Origin of the sequence: Aestuariibius violaceus, from assembly GCF_040779325.2 — a bacterium.
GTDB classification, from domain to species: domain Bacteria; phylum Pseudomonadota; class Alphaproteobacteria; order Rhodobacterales; family Rhodobacteraceae; genus Aestuariibius; species Aestuariibius violaceus.
Genome location: NZ_JBFONT020000002.1, coordinates 915,253 through 932,587, shown reverse-complemented (window position 1 = coordinate 932,587; position 17,335 = coordinate 915,253). Strand labels below are relative to the sequence as shown.

General features: G+C 61.2%; 15 protein-coding genes. 8 read left to right on the top strand and 7 right to left on the bottom strand.

The genetic code is table 11. From position 1 onward, the window contains the following. Positions 1 to 233: 233 nt before the first annotated feature. The 3 genes from AADZ90_RS11845 to AADZ90_RS11835 form a co-directional block, all read right to left on the bottom strand. The gene (locus AADZ90_RS11845; protein WP_367310196.1) at positions 234 to 2,396 is read right to left on the bottom strand and encodes a xanthine dehydrogenase family protein molybdopterin-binding subunit; all 2,163 of its coding nucleotides are present in this window, start codon (positions 2,394 to 2,396) and stop codon (positions 234 to 236) included. Between the two features lies 1 nt (position 2,397). Next, positions 2,398 to 2,850: a (2Fe-2S)-binding protein gene (locus tag AADZ90_RS11840; protein WP_367310195.1), complete on the bottom strand. Its 453-nt coding sequence runs from the start codon at positions 2,848 to 2,850 to the stop codon at positions 2,398 to 2,400. Positions 2,851 to 3,385: 535 nt separating this feature from the next. Beyond that, positions 3,386 to 3,964 (bottom strand): GNAT family N-acetyltransferase, encoded by a 579-nt coding sequence (locus AADZ90_RS11835; RefSeq protein WP_411997015.1) that lies wholly within the window; start codon positions 3,962 to 3,964, stop codon positions 3,386 to 3,388. 183 nt (positions 3,965 to 4,147) lie between these two features. Between AADZ90_RS11835 and AADZ90_RS11830 the strand changes: the two genes are divergently transcribed. After that, positions 4,148 to 5,248, top strand: coding sequence for a DMT family transporter (locus AADZ90_RS11830; protein ID WP_367310193.1), 1,101 nt, complete (start codon positions 4,148 to 4,150; stop codon positions 5,246 to 5,248). 120 nt (positions 5,249 to 5,368) lie between these two features. Here the strand turns inward: AADZ90_RS11830 and AADZ90_RS11825 are convergent, their stop codons facing one another. Both AADZ90_RS11825 and AADZ90_RS11820 read right to left on the bottom strand, forming a co-directional pair. Further along, positions 5,369 to 6,259, bottom strand: a complete 891-nt coding sequence (locus tag AADZ90_RS11825) for a helix-turn-helix domain-containing protein (RefSeq protein WP_367310192.1) — start codon at positions 6,257 to 6,259, stop codon at positions 5,369 to 5,371. Beyond that, positions 6,256 to 6,597, bottom strand: a complete 342-nt coding sequence (locus AADZ90_RS11820; protein WP_367310191.1) for a hypothetical protein — start codon at positions 6,595 to 6,597, stop codon at positions 6,256 to 6,258. Before AADZ90_RS11820 ends, AADZ90_RS11825 begins: the two co-directional genes overlap by 4 nt. Positions 6,598 to 6,870: 273 nt before the next feature. On the opposite strand from AADZ90_RS11820, the gene AADZ90_RS11815 reads away from it, so the two are divergent. The 4 genes from AADZ90_RS11815 (at position 6,871) to AADZ90_RS11800 (ending at position 10,092) form a co-directional block, all read left to right on the top strand. After that, a complete protein-coding gene (locus tag AADZ90_RS11815) occupies positions 6,871 to 7,578 on the top strand; it encodes an isochorismatase family protein (RefSeq protein ID WP_367310190.1) in 708 nt (235 codons plus the stop codon). 283 nt (positions 7,579 to 7,861) lie between these two features. After that, positions 7,862 to 8,395 carry a hypothetical protein gene (locus AADZ90_RS11810; RefSeq protein WP_367310189.1) on the top strand — a complete coding sequence of 178 codons (534 nt, stop codon included), beginning with the start codon at positions 7,862 to 7,864 and terminating at the stop codon, positions 8,393 to 8,395. A gap of 85 nt (positions 8,396 to 8,480) precedes the next feature. After that, positions 8,481 to 9,125: an NAD(P)-dependent oxidoreductase gene (locus AADZ90_RS11805; RefSeq protein ID WP_367310188.1), complete on the top strand. Its 645-nt coding sequence runs from the start codon at positions 8,481 to 8,483 to the stop codon at positions 9,123 to 9,125. 334 nt (positions 9,126 to 9,459) lie between these two features. Continuing rightward, positions 9,460 to 10,092, top strand: coding sequence for a tyrosine-type recombinase/integrase (locus tag AADZ90_RS11800; RefSeq protein ID WP_367310187.1), 633 nt, complete (start codon positions 9,460 to 9,462; stop codon positions 10,090 to 10,092). 250 nt (positions 10,093 to 10,342) lie between these two features. On the opposite strand, the gene AADZ90_RS11795 is transcribed toward AADZ90_RS11800, so the two are convergent. Together AADZ90_RS11795 and AADZ90_RS11790 are read right to left on the bottom strand one after the other, a co-directional pair. After that, on the bottom strand, positions 10,343 to 11,581 hold the full coding sequence (locus AADZ90_RS11795; protein ID WP_367310186.1) for an L-rhamnose isomerase: 1,239 nt from the start codon (positions 11,579 to 11,581) through the stop codon (positions 10,343 to 10,345). Between the two features lie 23 nt (positions 11,582 to 11,604). After that, positions 11,605 to 13,707 carry a bifunctional rhamnulose-1-phosphate aldolase/short-chain dehydrogenase gene (locus AADZ90_RS11790; protein ID WP_367310232.1) on the bottom strand — a complete coding sequence of 701 codons (2,103 nt, stop codon included), beginning with the start codon at positions 13,705 to 13,707 and terminating at the stop codon, positions 11,605 to 11,607. A gap of 186 nt (positions 13,708 to 13,893) precedes the next feature. On the opposite strand from AADZ90_RS11790, the gene AADZ90_RS11785 reads away from it, so the two are divergent. From AADZ90_RS11785 to AADZ90_RS11775, 3 genes are all read left to right on the top strand, one after another. Further along, positions 13,894 to 14,697 carry a DeoR/GlpR family DNA-binding transcription regulator gene (locus tag AADZ90_RS11785; RefSeq protein WP_367310185.1) on the top strand — a complete coding sequence of 268 codons (804 nt, stop codon included), beginning with the start codon at positions 13,894 to 13,896 and terminating at the stop codon, positions 14,695 to 14,697. Positions 14,698 to 14,733: 36 nt separating this feature from the next. Then, positions 14,734 to 15,735: a rhamnose ABC transporter substrate-binding protein gene (rhaS, locus tag AADZ90_RS11780; RefSeq protein ID WP_367310184.1), complete on the top strand. Its 1,002-nt coding sequence runs from the start codon at positions 14,734 to 14,736 to the stop codon at positions 15,733 to 15,735. A 66-nt stretch (positions 15,736 to 15,801) separates the two neighbouring features. After that, on the top strand, positions 15,802 to 17,334 hold the full coding sequence (locus AADZ90_RS11775) for a sugar ABC transporter ATP-binding protein (RefSeq protein ID WP_367310183.1): 1,533 nt from the start codon (positions 15,802 to 15,804) through the stop codon (positions 17,332 to 17,334). Position 17,335: the final 1 nt, after the last annotated feature.

The following is a 17,335-nucleotide window of genomic DNA, read 5'->3' as shown; positions in this document are numbered from 1 at the left end:
CGGGTACGACTTCCACATCCCAAAAAATTCAAAGCGATAGCACAAACCGAGGTGCCAATATCAAAGAGTTTTTCAACGGAATCAGCTCAAAGCTATCGTTCATGCTTCGCAACATTCGCAGCCCTTAGAGGTCGAAGCAGCACATAAATCCGAACTTCGCTTCGAACGGCATGAAGTTTTGATTGACTGGGGCATAGCGCGCGAAACGTTCTATCGGCCGATCGTCAGTCTTCTTACCCCATCGCCGCAAGCACCCGGTCGGGAATGAACGGCATGTGACGCAGACGGGTGCCGTTCAGGGCATGGACCGCATTGGCGATGGCGGCGGCAACCATGGGGGTGCCGGCTTCGCCGACGGCGGAGGGGGGTGCGTCGCTCTCAGCCAGGTGGATTTCGATCTGCGGCAGGGCGTCGTGGCGCAAAACGTCATAGTCGTAAAAGTTCTCCTGCTGCACCTCGCCGCCTCGGATCGTGATCCGCTCCAGCAGCGCGGAGGAGACGCCGAAGACGATGCCGCCCTCGATCTGGTTCAGTGCGTTGTCCGGCGACACGATCTGGCCTGCATCGACCGCTGCCCAGATGCGCGGTACGGCAATGCGGCCCGATTCCGGATCGACCGAGACCTCGGCGACGCCCGCGACCCGCGTGTCGCCGTAGCCTGCGAAGGACAGGCCGAGCGCGGTGCCCTCCCGCGGGCGATCCCAGTCTGACATCTCGCGCACCCGATCGAGCAGCGAAAGGCTGCGGGCGTCGTCACCGATCAGCGCGCGGCGGAAGGCGAAGGGATCCTGACCGGCCGCTTCGGCCAGCTCGTCGACAAAGGACTCCGCAGCGAAGGCGGTGTAGGCCGCGCCGATGCCGCGCCACGGCAGAACGCGGGCGCGGCGTTCTGTCATGACGTGTTCGGCGGCCATGTCGGGCATGGCGTAGAACCGCGCTTCGGAGCCCAGCATGGAGATCACGTCCTGCGGCTCCACCTGCGCCCAGCGGCCCGGGTTGAAATAGGCGATGACGGAGGGCGTGCCGACCCGGTGGCGCCAGCCCTGCACGCGGCCGTCCTCCGTCAGGCCCGCCTGAAGGTGTTGGGCCGCGGCGGGGCGGAAGCCGCCGTGCTTGACGTCGTCCTCTCGCGTCCAGGTCACCTTGACGGGGCGGCCTGTCTCGCGGGCGCAGAGCAGCGCGTCGCGCACATAGTCCTGCATGCGCTCCGTTCGGCGGCCGAAGCTGCCGCCCATTGTCATCATGTGCAGGCGCATGCGCTCGGGCGGCAGGCCCAGAACCTCGCGGACAGTGTCCGTCGTCCAGCTTTGCGTCTGGGTCCCGGCCCAAAGCTCGGCGCCTTCCTCGTCCACGCGGGCGACGACGGCCATGGGTTCCAGCTGTGCGTGGTAGGCGTAGTCCGAGAGATAGGTGGCAGAGACCGTGCGAGCCGCGCCCGCGATTGCGCCGGGAGCGTCACCCTCGGCCCGCCAGGTCGCGGCCTCGGTCTCCAGATCTTCGGCGGTGGCGGCGTAGTCAGCCAGCGTGCTCTCGTCATCCCAGGCGCGGGCCGGGGCAGTCTCGGTCCAAGTCACGTCGAGCAGGTCGCGCGCAGCCATCGCCGCCCAGATCGTCTCGGCCACCACGGCCACTCCGTCGGGCAAGGTCACGATCTGCACGACGCCAGGATGCGCCTCGGCCTCGGTGGCGTCCAGCGCGGCGACGCTCTCGCCCTCGACGGGCGCACGACGGACAACGGCATGGAGCATCCCCGGCAGGCGCACGTCGATGGCATAGGTCTCGATCCCGGTAGACTTGGCAGGGACGTCACGGCGAGGGGTGTCGCTGCCGATCAGACGGAAGTCGGCCTGGTCCTTGAGCGGCGCGCCCTCGGCACGGTCCAGGCCGCTGCCCTCGGCCAGTTCCCCGTAGGTCAGGCGCTGGCCGCTCCCGGCATGGACGACGGCGCCCGGCTCGGAGGATAGCTCCGAGGCATCTACGCCCAGCCGCTCCGCCGCACGGCCGATCAGTACGGCGCGCGCATTCGCGCCCGCCTGCCGCAGGGTGTCGTAGTAGCCGTATACGCCCGAGCTTCCGGCGGTATAGAGCACGCCGCCGAAGGCCGGGTTGCCGAAGCGGCGGTCGTCCTCGTTCAGCTGCTCGATCACGACGGCGTCCCAATCGGCGTCCATCTCCTCGGCGAGTATCATAGGCAGAGCGGTGGAGCTGCCCTGACCCATCTCGGTCGAAGGAAAGAGGATGCGGGTCGTGCCGTCCGGTTCGATCCGGACCCAAGCGGCGGCATCGGCCTCCTGCGCGCGGGCGACCGAGACGGAACCGTTGGCCGCCACGGCGAGGACGAGCGCGCCTGAGGAGGTGAGGAATGTGCGGCGGCTGAGGGGGGCGATATCCTTCATCTCATGCCTCCTCAGCGGCGCGCCGGATGGCGCGGGCGATCCGTCCATAAGTGCCGCAACGGCAGAGATTGCCGGCCATCGCGGCCTGGATGTCCTCGTCGGTTGGCTGCGGCACGTCGGCCAGCAGCGCCGCGGCCTGCATGATCTGACCGGACTGGCAGTAGCCGCATTGCGCCACCTGCTCCGCGACCCAAGCGCGCTGGACGGGATGGGTCCCGTCGGGGGACAGGCCCTCGATGGTCGTCACCTCCGAGCCTTCGACGCTGTCGACGGGTGTGACGCAGGAGAATGTCGCGAACCCGTCCACATGCACGGTGCAGGCCCCACATTGCGCGACGCCACAGCCGAACTTGGTCCCGGTCAGGCCCAGCTCCTCGCGGATGACCCACAGAAGCGGCGTGTCCGGCGGGGCCATGCTCTCGGTGGGCTCGCCGTTGAGGGTAAATCGCGTCATGGCAGTGCTCCCGTTGCTGTGGCGGCGATGGAAAGGCAGGGCTTTTTTGCCCCACCGAGCCTTACTTGCCCGTCTGCCGGTCGAGGTTGAGACCGTCAGATCGGCCTGACCCACGAGAGTGACGTGAGCATGATTGAGAAGGGCGACCTCGACATGGGCGACCGCCGCTTGCCTTTCAGTCCGGGATATAGCGCCGTCATCGGCTAGGGCGACTGCTGCAACATGGCGATAGGCGTTAAGGTGCGCACGCTGCTTCGCGAAGGCATTTGGGGGGCGGGACGGACGCGTCGTGTGCGCCGTGGATGCGCTCGAGACCGGCCCATTGCGGACCGTCGACTGCCATTCAATATACTACGGCCGCAGCCCGCATTCCGGTCATTCGCTGCACGTGTTCGAGTTTGGCAGTGGCAGAGGTTTGGACTGCGGGACTTTGGGAGCTTTCGCCGCGAGCTGCTCGAACGTCCGGTTCAGTTGGAGTGTTCCTTGCGGGAGGTCTTATGAACCGTCCGTATCGCGGGGTCGCTCTGCCAAGATACTACCCGTTCGTGCCTGGGATCGCTCCACGCTCAGTTCTTGTCCGGTAGCGTGGCCGTTCGTAGATGAACCGGGTTTTTCCGTTGTATGGACTAGTCCGTCGCAGTTCGTATCCAAGTGCTCCGGCCAGCCGTATTGAGGCTGCGTTTTCGGGCGTGATCATCGCGACCGTTCGCTCGGCCGCGACGTTCATGTCGAACCATCCCAGGGCGGCTTCCATTGCCTCGCGCGCCAGCCCGTGGCCGTGCGTGCCGGAGGTCATCACCCATCCGGCTTCCGGGGTTCCGTCGAAGGGCGGGTCGATCTCGCGGCGGTAGTCCGCGAACCCGACCTCGCCGAGATATCTCCGGTCTTCGCGGTCGATAACCGCCCAGTACCCGAAACCGAGAAGGGCCCAGTGGCCCCTATAACGTAGCAGCCGGAACCAAGACTCCGCGTCCGTCTGGGCACGGCCATAGATATGTTCGACCACGGCAGGGTCGGCCCACATCGCACGGACGTCCGGGAAGTCGGCTGCCTCGTGAGGCCGGAGGATCAGTCGCTTTGTCGCGATTGACCGGGATGAAGCGGTCGTCTGCACTCTTCCCCCTCCATTTATGTTGCAAGCTAGCGTTTCACGCATGATCCGGGTCGTGCGAAATCCCGGATCGTGACATGGACCGCACGCCCACGATCTTGCACGATCTGCTCATGCAACGATCCGAAACTCAAGCGACGCGCACTTGTGCCGAGATGCCTGGACGGTGGCCGCGGCTCTTACTGATTGCTGCCGGAGCCGCCTTGGGGGACGACGGCACCACTCCCCAAGCTCGCCATGTCGAGCGGTCATCATCCCGTGGGTGTGACGTTCTGGACCGCGCTAATCGGCGCGACCGCGTTCAACGCAACGCTGTCGGCCCGGGGCGGCCGGCTGCGTCCCACGGCCCAGTATCTGCGCTTCTTCGCGATCTGTGGTCTTCAAAGTACCATCGTTCCGAACGTCGCCTCGTTCGACGCCTACCGTCACCAGCCGGTGGGGATCATGTCGCTGTGCTTCGCCGGCATCCCGATCCTCACTATGGGGATCGTGACCGCAGCGGGCCTGGAGGCCGTCACGATACGCCGCATCCTTGGTCTTGTCATGGGGTCGACCGCAATGGGGCTGATCGCCCTGCCCGAGGCAAGCCTGCCCGCAGGCGCGACGCTCTGGATCGCCTTGCCGATCCTGGCCGCGACCGCCTATGCCGGCGAGAACGTCTTTATCGCGCGATGCAAACCAGAGGCGATGGGTCCTTTCCAAGTGATGGAGGGGCTGAGCCTGACGGCCGTCGTCATGCTCCTCCCGGTCAGGTTGGCTCTTGTCGCCGGCCTCCATGTGCCGCGCCCCGGCGCGCCCGAATTGGCTATCCTTGGCACAGGGGTGCTGCATGTGGGGGCTATTTCGGCTATGTGCGGCTGCGTACGCGCAGACCTACGGCATGGGCAGGCGACAGTCGCGCGTCATAACGAAGGATCCCGCTCCACCGAAACTGGGGCTGAGGCGCCTTACCACTCGGCATCGGTGGTTGTCCCGCCAGATGCGCTCATATGGAGCGCCTGGCTTGGACGCATCAGCCGTTTCGACAACGTCCTTTCCCGATTTAGGAACGCTGAGGTGAGCAGGTCTAACCCAACCGGAACACCATGCCGCGTCCGCATCGCAATCCACACAAACCGACATGTGCACAGGCAGGTAATGCTGACGCAAAAAAACTCGTGGCTGCGGCCTGCTCATCACCGCGTCGCTGCCAAACCGTCAGAGCGGTCATTGAACGTCTGCTTGAATCGAGAATTGCGAATGGTGGCTTCGCCGCTGCCGAGATCCGGCATGCGGGTCGCGGTCTAGCTGGACCTTCGCTGCCGTTACAGCGAAGGCAGATCGCTGCGTTTGACGACTGGTTTCCGTCATCTGTCGCAGTGTGAGCAACGGGGACGAACCGCGATTATCCAGACTCACTTTGTTCATTCAGTTCCGCATCGCGGCGGGGGTCGTGCCGTGCAGGTTGCGCAGGACGGTGGTCATGTGGGCCTGGCTGGAAAACCCGGCCTCATAGGCGATCCATGACAGCGGCTCGCTTGTGCCGATGATCAGGTCGCGGGCGAAATCGGCGCGGCGGCGCAGGATGAAAGCATAGGGCGTCTGGCCGGTGGCGGATTTGAAGACCGAGGCGAAATGCGATGACGACATGCCGGCGGCCCGGGCCAGCTCGGAGATGGTCAGGTCCGACTCGCACAATCTGGTCTCCAGAAGCTCGATGGCGCGTTCGACGGCACCGGGGCGGGCGCGATAGCTCCAGCGGGAAATCTCGGCGGTGATGTCGCCATCCGGGCTGCCGATCTGTGCCATGCCGCGTGCGGCGATGCCAAGGGCCAGTGCCTCGACCGTCAGACGGTCGCAGGGCGTGTTGGATTTGTGGCTGCGCGCCAGATGGCGGATCCCGGTGCGAGCGAATTCGGCTGCGACACCATCCGACAAATAATTGCGAAACGATTGGCCTGCAGCCTGCTGCACCTCGCCTTGCTCCATCCAGTCTGCTAGCAGATCATCGCTGACTTCAAGGCAACACCCCGGAAGAGGATTGGTGACGCGCAACTGGAACTCCGTTCCGCTTGGAATAAATGCGATGGATTCTGACGGGACCACTCCCATTTCCAGGTTATCGGAGTTGACTGCCATGTCATGGGGTATCCGCGGTAGGTTCACGTCAAACAAATTGAAGTCGAGTTTGTGATGAAAGATGTATTCGCCCGGCGGCAGCAACACCAACCGCAATTGCCCCAGATCAATCTCATGGGGCATTTCCGGCAATCGCGTGTCCGGCTTAGCTTTGCCGGCATTATCCACAATCAGGGTCATGTCGCGATCTCGGCCTCCAGCTTTGTAAGGTAGCTCAGCACCTCATCGTGCAAAGGCACGGCCCCTTCCTTCTTTGCCAGATCAGCAATATCCCGCAGGCTGTGAAGGATATCGTTCAGGCCATCGCGTATCTGTTGCGCGCCAAGGCCGGATCTGGAGCGGCCTTCCGACAACCCCGCAAGGTCCCGCGCCGCGTCGTGCAGCGCGCCGTACCAGCGCGCAAACCTCTGATCCTGCCCTGCGGGATCGACGGCGACCATGCGGAAATAAAGAGCCGATGTCAGCACGAAGCAGCAATTCAGACGGTCTTCGATGGCGGGCGAATACTGTGCGTGCATGGCACCTTCTTTCCTGAATGATCCCAGACACTCTTGCATTGGTGTCTGTGTGGGTCTTTCAGGATTCTCTGATGCCTTCGGCAGGATCCGGCGGGTCACCTGTCGCGATTTCAGGATTCGCCTTGGCGCCAGTTGATTTTGCGCATGGACTGCAAAAATTACGAAACAAAAACAATTTCATACGGGATTTATCAATATCTGAAATAGGATCGCGAGCGGACCGGAGAGAGTGGTCGGGCAAGTCGTTCAATCCACCCCAACAGGAGATCTGCCATGGCCCTTCCCGAAAGCGAACTGACCCCCGACAACTGCGTCTTCCTGATGATCGACCATCAGGTCGGTCTGATGCAATTCCTCACCTCGACCGATCCGATGCAGATGAAAAACAACATCCTCGGCCATGCCAAATCGGCCAAGGCGTTCGGTATTCCCGTGATCATGGGCACCAGCTGGCCGCAGGGCCCGAATGGCCCGACTATGCCAGAGCTCAAGGCGATTTTCCCGGAAGTTGAGGTCATTGACCGCCCTTACGTGAACTTCTGGAACGATCCAGCCTCCAAGGCAGCGGTCGAAGCGACAGGCCGAAAGAAGCTGGTGATCTCGGGCCTTGCGACCGAGGTTTGCGCGGCGTTTCCGGCGATTGCGGCCTTGCGTGACGGATATGAGGTCTATGTGGTCATCGACGCATCGGCGGACTTCAACCCGCTGATCACACAGGTAACGATGACACGTCTGGCCGCTGCGGGTGCCGTCGTGACAACCTGGGTCGCCGTTCTGGCCGAGATTGCCAACAACACCCAAGTCAACGGCCGCCATATCGGCATGCTTCTGAGCGAGCATATGGGCCAGTATCAGGCCGCGATGAACACCTTCCTTGGCGTGGCTGAGAATGCTGAGGAGATCAAGAAAGGGGTTGGTCTGACCGGACATCCGCCCATTCCGATGATCCTGTCGGAAGACGCGCCGATGGCGGCCGAGTGATCGGATAAACCCCGGCAACCGGGCTGCCATGTCCCTGTTCCCCACAAGGCAGCCCGGTCATTTCCAAAGAAGACAAAGCTTGGCTGAACAATCAGCTTTTGCAGGGCAATGATACGATAGACCGACATCCTGTGCGCCTGACCCGGTCAAGCCGGCGCAGCTTGCCAGAGCCGACGCTGCCAAAACCAATACCACAGACTGAAACTGCAAAATCGATCAGCCCCCAAGGTCGTGACGTCTGTCACTGCGCTTTTGCGAACCACTTACTGAAAGGTTCAGATCAATGACTGTTACAAACACCAACCCAAAGAGCTTTATCGCGCGCGATCGCCTCGTTCTCTACTGGACGATCATAGGCAGTGTCCTGTTGGTGGCCTCTGTTGCGCAGCCTTTGGTATCTTCACAATTGGCAAGCATACCCCCCGAGGAACTTCTGGCCCCGATGCAGAGCTACATGGGCGATGAGCCGATGCCCGAGGAGATCACGGCGCTGTTTGCCGGGGTCTTTGCCAACATTCAGTATTCCCTGATTTTCGCGGCCATAAAGCTGATCGCAGGCGGTTCCATCCTTTATACCGCCCGGTCGCTAGACACGGGCGCCGACTGGGCGCCGATGGTGTTACAAGGTGCCGCAGCATTAGGCATTGCTGCGTTCATCGGCATCGGGCTCTATTTCGCGTATTCGGCATTCGTGATTGGGTCAGCGATGGATATGCCGATATTCATGTCGTTAATGATGGTGATTTTTGGAGCCGTCGTTGCCTTTTTCCCGGCACGCTGGTTGTGGAAAAACATATCTGCTCTGAGAGCGCTTTAGTTTCTTTGGCTTGGCAGAGGGCTGCGGTTCTCGTTCGTCCGTCGCACGGATGGTGTGCTATCTCCATGGAAAGCGAGGAAACATCATGAAAGTCCTGATTATCGGCGCGACTGGAAAAATCGGCCGTCATACGCTTGCCGAGGTTGTAGCCCTTGGCCATGACGTTACAGCTTTTGGTAGAAGCGTTAGTCGGATCGAACCCTTCGAGCGCCTTACGATAGTCAAAGGCGATGTCACGAATGCACAGGACCTTGCTGCGGTCATGCCAAGCCATGATGCCGTTATTCTGACTTTTGGAGCGCCATTGAACTGGAAGACCGTTCTTGTCGGAACCGATGTCTGCGAGACTGGCACAAGAGCCGTGATCACCGCGATGCAGGCCGCTCAGGTGCCGCGTCTGGTGGCCATGACATCCATTGGTGCGGGCAATTCGTCCGGACACGGCAGCTGGCCTTTTAGAAACGTGATCAAGCCTGTCCTTCTTGGTCGCATAATGAGAGACCGGACCGCACAGGAACGTGTCGTGCGTGAAAGTGGCTTGCCCGAGTGGGTTATTGTGCGCCCCGCCGAGCTGACAGATGGCCCGAAGAATACGAACCTGCGAGAGTTCACGTCCTTTGACGGCATCGAAGAGCCTAGCGCAATCTCGCGGTTGAGCGTTGCCGCGTATCTCGCCGGAAAGGTTTCCGATAAGAGCCATGACAACGGGGCGGTCTTGATCTCGGATTGAACCGTCATATCGTCGATTGCGCGTCGGTGTTCTGCGATAAAGAGATGTGACCCATCGTGGACGCTCGGACGGAAAACCTGTCGGGCGACTTCAGAATTGATCACACCGGTTTTGCTGCAGCCGACACCAACGACCGATGTTCTCGCAGAACAGCAGCGATAGTTTTCGGGCCGTTGCAGCATTCCTCGTGCTGCGAGTGCGCGCAGCGAGAAAGTGTGAACATACGGGATGGACTCCGATCTGACCTCGGAGCCACCGCAGCATCCTGTGATATGTTGCGTCGGTCAATGTCGGGTTGTCGTTGCGGAGGGCGTGGCGGATCGGAGGATCAGTCATGGAAACACCAAACTTACCTGCCATTCGCGCCCTTCGCCCCGCCTGGAACAAGGGCCGCATCGTTGGTCAGAAGCGGCCACTGAAACCGAAACATGTCTGGGCAATCCGCGTGCGACTTGAATTGGCCGAGAACCATCGCGACCTTGCATTGTTCAACATGGCTATCGACAGCAAGCTCCGCGGCTGTGACCTGGTGAAGATGAAGGTCGTCGACGTCATGGCGTCCGGTCAGATGAAGGAACGGGCATCGGTGTTGCAGAGCAAAACGCAGAAACCTGTGCGCTTCGAGATATCCGAAGGGACGCGTGCTTCTGTCGAGAAGTGGATGGAGGATGAGCTGATGGTTGGCTCAGAGTACCTTTGGCCAGGTCGGTTCCATGAGCGTCTGCACATCTCGACCCGCCAATATGCGCGTATTGTCCGGGACTGGGTGACATCCATCGGGCTCGAGGCGAGTGCCTATGGGACGCATTCCATGCGGCGGACGAAGGTTACCCAGATATACAAGAAGACGGGCAATCTAAGAGCCGTCCAGCTTCTGCTCGGCCATACCAAGATGGACAGCACGGTAAGCTATCTTGGTGTTGAACTTGAGGATGCATTGGCAATCGCGGAAGCCATCGAAATCTAGTGCCGACGGGCTGTCTTCGCGGACGGCCCATCGGGGACATCGACTTTGCGATCACACGCCGCCGCACAGTGTCACCAGAGCGGCCATTCGTAGGCCGTGCGGGGTTCTGGCGGACAAAAGGCCAAAACGCAGGTCTGAGGGGCTAATCCTCTCTTCGCATCGGGTTCGACAAGCTTGTCTTTAAAACCAAGGCTGCAACTGTCTGCACGTTGGAAAGACCTAAGGTCTCTGTTCGGAGCGGCCTTGCCGATTAAGCCCGCACTGCAACACTTGCCTGATAGGCATCGAGCTCGCTGATCAAGGTAAGTCCGGAAGGCGTGTCCAGGCGTTTGCAGAACTCAGCCCATACCTCGCCGAACGGAAGATCTCTGAACTCTTCCGTCAAAGTGAGCCGTGCCGTAAAATCGAGGCTGTCTTCTGCCGCTCGCAACCGATCCCAAGGTGCGAGAAGTGCGCGCAGCAGCGCCTTCTGCATATTCCTCGTCCCGATCACCCAGGCAGCTGTCCGGCTGATCGTTGCGTCAAAGAAATCAAGACCGATGAAAGTGCGATGCAGCAAGTCGGCGCTGACCAGCTCATAGGCCATGGCGAGGATGTCGTCGTTCAGAAGGATGACGTGGTCGCTGTCCCACCGCATCGGGCGCGAGACGTGCAGCAGGATCTGCGGCAGCGACAGGGCCACGGCGCTCAGCTTGTCGGCGATGTTCTCGGTGGGGTGGAAGTGCCCCATGTCGAGGCAAAGAAGCGTGCCCTTGCGGATCGCGTAGCCCATGTAGAACTCGTGGCTCCCCACGGTGCAGGCCTCGACGCCGATACCGAACAGCTTCGACTCGACCGCGTCGAGCATCTGGGCCGGTTCTTGCGCAGGCGCGAGCATTGTGTCGAGCGACGCCTCGAGCCGCGCCCTGGCGGCCATGCGGTCGACCGGAATGTCCTTGTAGCCGTCCGGCACCCAGATGTTGTTGACGCAAGCGCTGCCAAGCTCCAAGCCGATGCGCGCGGCGATGTCCCGGGTGCGCTTTCCATGTTCGATCCAGAAGTCGCGAATACCCGCATCGGGATGCGAGAGCGTCAGGTTGTCGTCGGCCTTGGCGTGGGCAAAGAACGTCGGGTTGAAGTCAAGCCCGATGCCCTGTGCCTTTGCCCAATCGACCCAGGGCTCGAAATGCCTGTACTCGATCTCATCACGGTCGGGGGTCTCTTCGGTATCCATGTACATGGCGTGCAGGTTGAGCCGGTGCCTTCCGGGGATCATGGCGTAGGCGAATTGCAGATCGGCGCGCAGCTCTTCGGGCGTGCGCGCGCGGCCAGGATGGTTGCCGGTCGCCTGGATGCCACCGCCGGACGACCCGGTCTGCTTTTCGAAACCCACGACGTCGTCGCCCTGCCAGCAATGCATCGAGATCGGGACCGTCGCCAGACGCGCAAGCGCCGCTTCCGTATCCACCCCCCATTCCGCGAAGGCTGCCTTGGCGGTCTGGTAGCTCATGCCCGACTCTCCATCTTCTCTACTCAGCGCGTGAACGCCTGCACGTTGCCAGCATCGACGTTGAGGATGTTGCCAGTGGATTTGGACGAGGTCTCAGCCGCAAAGAAATAGCAGGCTTCGGCTACGTCTTCTGGCAAGACCGACCGCTTCAGCATCGAGCGTTCGCGATACATCTCTTCCAGGCCATCCTTATCGGTGCCGTAGGTCGACGCGCGCTGATCCAGCCACTCGCCTTCCCAGATCTTCGATCCGCGAAGAACGGCGTCAGGGTTGACGACATTGACGCGAATGCCGGCCTCAGCCCCTTCGAGCGCAAGGCAGCGCGCCAGGTGGATCTCCGACGCCTTCGCGGTGCAGTAGGCAGACGCGTTCGGCGAAGCGGCCAGGCCATTCTTGGAGGCGACAAAGACGATGGACCCGCCCATGCTTTGCGCCCGCATCAGCCTGAACGCTTCGCGGCTGACAAGGAAATAGCCGGTGCTGAGGATCTCCATGTTCTTGTTCCAGAGCGCCAGCGACGTTTCTTCGACGGGCGCCGAGGACGCGATCCCGGCATTTGACACGAGGATGTCAATTCCGCCGAACTCGACGGCCGCCTCTGCGAAAGCTTTCGCCACGGCCTCTTCGTTGGTGACGTCCATAACCACGGACCGCACCACATCCTTCCCGTAGGACTGGGTGAGACTGTCTTGCGCGACTTTCAAGTTGTCGGCGTCGATGTCCGCAAGGACCACACAGGCCCCTTCGGACAGGTAGCGCTGGGCAGTCGCAGCCCCGATGCCGCCAGCGCCGCCGGTCACCAGCGCGACGCGGCTCGCAAGCGACTTCGGCTTGGGCATACGTTGCAGCTTGGCCTCTTCGAGTAGCCAGTATTCGATATCAAAGGCCTCCTGCTCAGGCAGGCCCTGGTATTCGCTGACGGCCGATGCTTCGCGCATCACGTTGATCGCGTTGACGTAGAACTCCCCCGATATGCGCGCTGTTGCCTTGTCCTTTGCAAAGGTGATCATTCCGACGCCCGGAACGAGGTAGACAACAGCGTTGGGATCGCGAAGGGCCGGGCTGTCATCGTGTTTGCAGCGCTCGTAATAGGCCGCGTAATCCTCGCGGTAGGATTCGATTTGCGCTGGCAGACCGGTCAGGACCTCGTCGAGATTGCCCTTAGCCGGGTTGAAGTCCACGACAAGCGGGCGGATCTTCGTGCGCAGGAAGTGATCGGGACAAGACGTGCCCAACACCGCAAGGTCTTCCATGTTCTGCGAATTCACGAATTCCAGAACCGCAGGGCTGTCGTCGAAATGGCCCACCATGTGTTGGTTGCCACTCACGAAGCCACGAATTGCAGGCATCAGGCGCGCGACCACGTTGCGACGTTCGGTTTTGTCCAAAGAGTCGTGCTTGGCGCCGCCGAAGGCGGGCATGCCCGAGGTCCGCTCGTGCAGCCACTCGGTCGCGCGATTGATCACGTCGATGGTGGTGTCATAGCACTCTTTGGCCGTGTCGGCCCAAGTGAACAGCCCGTGGCTCTCCAGGACGACACCATCAGCGTCAGGGTTGTCATGGCAGAATTTCTCAAGCCAGAGGCCCAATTCATAGCCTGGACGCTTCCAGGGAAGCCAGCCGATGCGATCGCCGAAGATTTCTTGCGTCAGTTCTTTCGAATTCTTCGACGCGGCAATGGCGATGATCGCGTCCGCGTGGACGTGATCGACGTGTTTGCGCGGTACGTAGGCGTGAAGCGGCGTGTCGATGGAGGCGGCACGCGGGTTCAGCCCGAAGGTGCAATGAGGCAAGTAGCCGACCATTTCGTCTTCGTATTCGACACCGCGATAGAGCGATTTCAGGGCGTTGAGCTTGTCCATGTAGAGCGTCGCGAAACCGTCCATCTTGATGGAGCCGATATCGCCGCCAGAGCCCTTCACCCATAGAACCTCGACCTCTTCGCCCGTCAGCGGATCCGTCTCCATCACCTTGGCCGAGGTGTTGCCTCCGCCGTAGTTGGTTACGCGCTTGTCGGATCCGAGGATGTTCGAGCGATAGAGAAGCAGTTCCGACTCGCTCATGCCTTTTGCTGCGGCATCGTCCCAGCGATTATCAAGCAGCGGATTATCGAACGATTTCAATATGATGCGCTCCCGTACAGATGGACCAAGCCGCAGCTCACTTGTCGCGCAGCGTGAGGTTGGCGCGACGCTTTGTCAATCGATTCCAGTCATTTTCAATCATTCTGCAGTGCAGAATGATTGCTGGTGATTGTTTTTGATTGACCGATCCTGAAAATCTGGGCACCTTCTGCTGCTAGGGAGGTCTTCATGCACGAGTCAGAGCGCCACAGGGTCATTCTGTCCGCCGTCCAGGATCGGGCTGTGGTGACCGTGGTCGATCTGTGCAATCTGACGGGGGCGTCTGAGGCTACAATACGCCGGGATATCTCGACCCTCCACGTGCAGCAGAAGGTCCGCCGTGTGCGGGGTGGCGTGGAGGCGCTCCATCCTCCCCAATTCGTAGGCCTTGCCGGCCGCACCTTCGCAGTCAACGAAACGCTTCGGATCAAAGAAAAGCAGGCCATCGCGCGGGCGGCTGTGGATCTTTGCAAAGACGGTGAACCGATCATCATCAACGGCGGGACGACGACATTTCAGATGGTGCACCCGCTGGCGAACCGGCGTTGCCAGGTGTTCACAAACTCCTTTCCCATCGCCGAACACCTTCTGAAGCATTCGAAGAACACGGTGATGGTGTCGGGCGGTGCGATCTATCGCGAGCAGAACATCATCCTGTCGCCGTTCGAGAACGACGTGACGCGCAACTTCTATGCCCGCCGCATGTTCATGGGCGCGCAGGGCGTCGGTCCGCTGGGCCTTATGGAGGCCGACCCCCTGCTGATCCGGGCTGAGGAAAAGCTGATGGGTCAGGCCGATGAGCTTGTGGTGCTCGTTGACAGCACCAAGTTCGACCAGCGGTCCAGCCTCGTGCTGTGCGGCCTCGATCGCATCTCCACCCTGATTACCGACGAAGGAATCTCGGACAAGGCGGCAGCCATGCTGGACGCTGCGGACGTGAAACTGATCGTCGCCCAGTCCGGCGGCGCTCAAGAGGACGTGGCCGCCTCATGAAATGGCCAAATACAATTGTCTTTGGGAGGACACGACATGAAACGTCGGACATTTACATCGCTGATCGCGGGCATCAGCCTCGCGGCTGGCCTTATGGGCACCAGCGCCATGGCGCAGGACAACATGCGCATCGCGCTTGTGGTAAAGGCACTCGGCATCGGGTTCTTCGAAGCTGCTGCCGAAGGCGCCGAGGAAGCGGCTGCCGAGCTTGGCAACGTCGAGATTATCTATACCGGCCCGACCGATACCACCGCAGAAGGCCAGATCGAGGTCATTAACTCGCTGATCGCTCAGGGCGTTGACGCCATCGCGATCTCGGCCAACGACCCCGATGCGATCGCGCCGGCCCTCAGCCGCGCGATGCAGCGTGGCATCACCGTGATCTCGTGGGATTCCGGGGTCGCAGAAGAAGGCCGGATGATGCACCTGAACCCGTCTTCGACGGAGTTGATCGGGAACACCATTATCAAGCTGGCTGCCGATCACATGCCGGACGGCGGACAGGTGGCGATCCTGTCAGCATCGGCCACGGCCACCAACCAGAACGCTTGGATTGCAGCCGCGGAAGACGTCCTCCCGAATTATCCTGGCATCGAACTCGTTGCGACGGTCTACGGCGACGACCTTTCCGACAAATCCTACCGCGAAGCGCAGGGCCTCATGGCGTCCTATCCGGACCTGAAGGCCATCATCGCGCCGACGACCGTCGGCATTCTTGCGTCCTGTCAGGCTGTCTCCGACGCAGGGAAGATCGGCGAGATCAACGTGACCGGTCTTGGCCTGCCGTCCGAGATGGCGGGCTGTGTGGAATCCGGTGCCACGGAAAGCTTCGCCATCTGGAACCCGATTGACCTCGGCTACTCCGCGACGATGATTGCCCACGCTCTTGCCTCGGGCGCCGCGACCGCAGAGCCGGGCGCGGAAATCCCGACGGGCCGGATGGGCTCTGTGACGCTCGACGACACGAATGCGGCTGCGATGTCGGACCCGTTCACCTATGACGCCTCGAACATCGATCAGTTCAAGGACATCTTCTGATCGTTGAGTGAGGCCGGAGCAGCGTTCGCGCTGCGCCGACACCCTACCGCTTGGCAGCGAAATCCGATGTTGATGGACCCCGATCAGAGATCCGACCCCGTCAGGACTGCGACCGCAACACCGATCCTGTCGCTGAACCGGGTGACGAAGAAGTTCCCCGGCGTCACCGCCTTGTCGGAGGTGTCTCTTGAGCTTTTTCCCGGCCAGGTTACGGCCCTTGTCGGAGAGAACGGAGCGGGGAAATCGACAGTCGTAAAAATCCTGACCGGCATCTATCAGCCGGACGGCGGACAGATCGAGATCGCCGACACGCCGATCCGATTTCCGACCGCTCAGGATGCCAGCAATGCGGGCATCACCGCGATCCACCAAGAGACCGTTCTGTTTGACGAGTTGTCAGTCGCAGAAAACGTGTTTCTAGGCCATGCGCCCCGAGGGCGGTTCGGTCTGATCGACACCAAGGCGATGGTCGAGAAGGCGAGGGAGATTCTCGAGGGGATCGGCGCCAATATCGACCCCCGGAACAAGCTGAAAGACCTTGGGATCGCGAACAAGCATCTCGTAGCGATCGCGCGCGCTTTGTCGATCGATGCGCGGGTCGTGATCATGGATGAGCCCACCGCGGCGCTCAGCCAAAAAGAGATCGAAGAGCTCTATGAACTTGTTGAAGAGCTGAAGGGCCAGGGCAAGGCCATCCTCTTCATCAGTCACAAGTTCGACGAGATTTTCCGGATCGCGGACAACTACACGGTCTTCCGGGATGGCGCATTCGTCGGCAGCGGACCCATCGAAAATGTGTCCGAGGCCGAGCTGGTGAAAATGATGGTGGGCCGGGATGTCAGCCAGATCTTCCCTGATCGGGACCATAACGTCGGCGATGAGATCTTGGTGGTCGAGGGCTACGAGCACCCGACCGAATTCGCGGATATCAGCTTCGTGCTGCGCCGAGGAGAGATCCTGGGCTTCTACGGCCTTGTCGGCGCAGGCCGTTCCGAATTCATGCAGTCGCTTTTCGGGATCACCCGCCCTTCTGCAGGAGAGGTACGTATCGACGGTGACAGGGCTGTCATCCGATCCCCTGCCGATGCGGTCGACAAGGGCATCGTCTATGTGCCCGAAGACCGCGGCAAACAGGGGGCAATCACGGCGCTCCCGATCTTCCAGAACGTGACGCTGCCCTCGCTTGGCCGTACATCGCGCAATGGATTTCTGCAGTTGGCCAAAGAGTTCGAACTGGCACGCGAATACACCGAACGGCTCGACCTTCGCGCGGCCTCCCTGGACACTGATGTCGGTAACCTTTCGGGCGGCAATCAGCAGAAGGTCGTCATCGCCAAATGGCTGGCCACACAGCCAAAGGTGATCATCCTTGATGAACCCACCAAGGGCATCGACATCGGCTCCAAGGCCGCTGTGCACGAATTCATGGCCGAACTGGCCGCACAGGGCCTGGCCGTGATCATGGTCAGCTCGGAAATACCGGAAGTTCTGGGCATGTCGGACAGGGTCATCGTGATGCGCGAAGGCCGGATCGTGGCGGAACTGTCGGGCGACGAGATGATGCCCGAGACGCTCGTGCGGCACGCGGCCGGGATCTGAG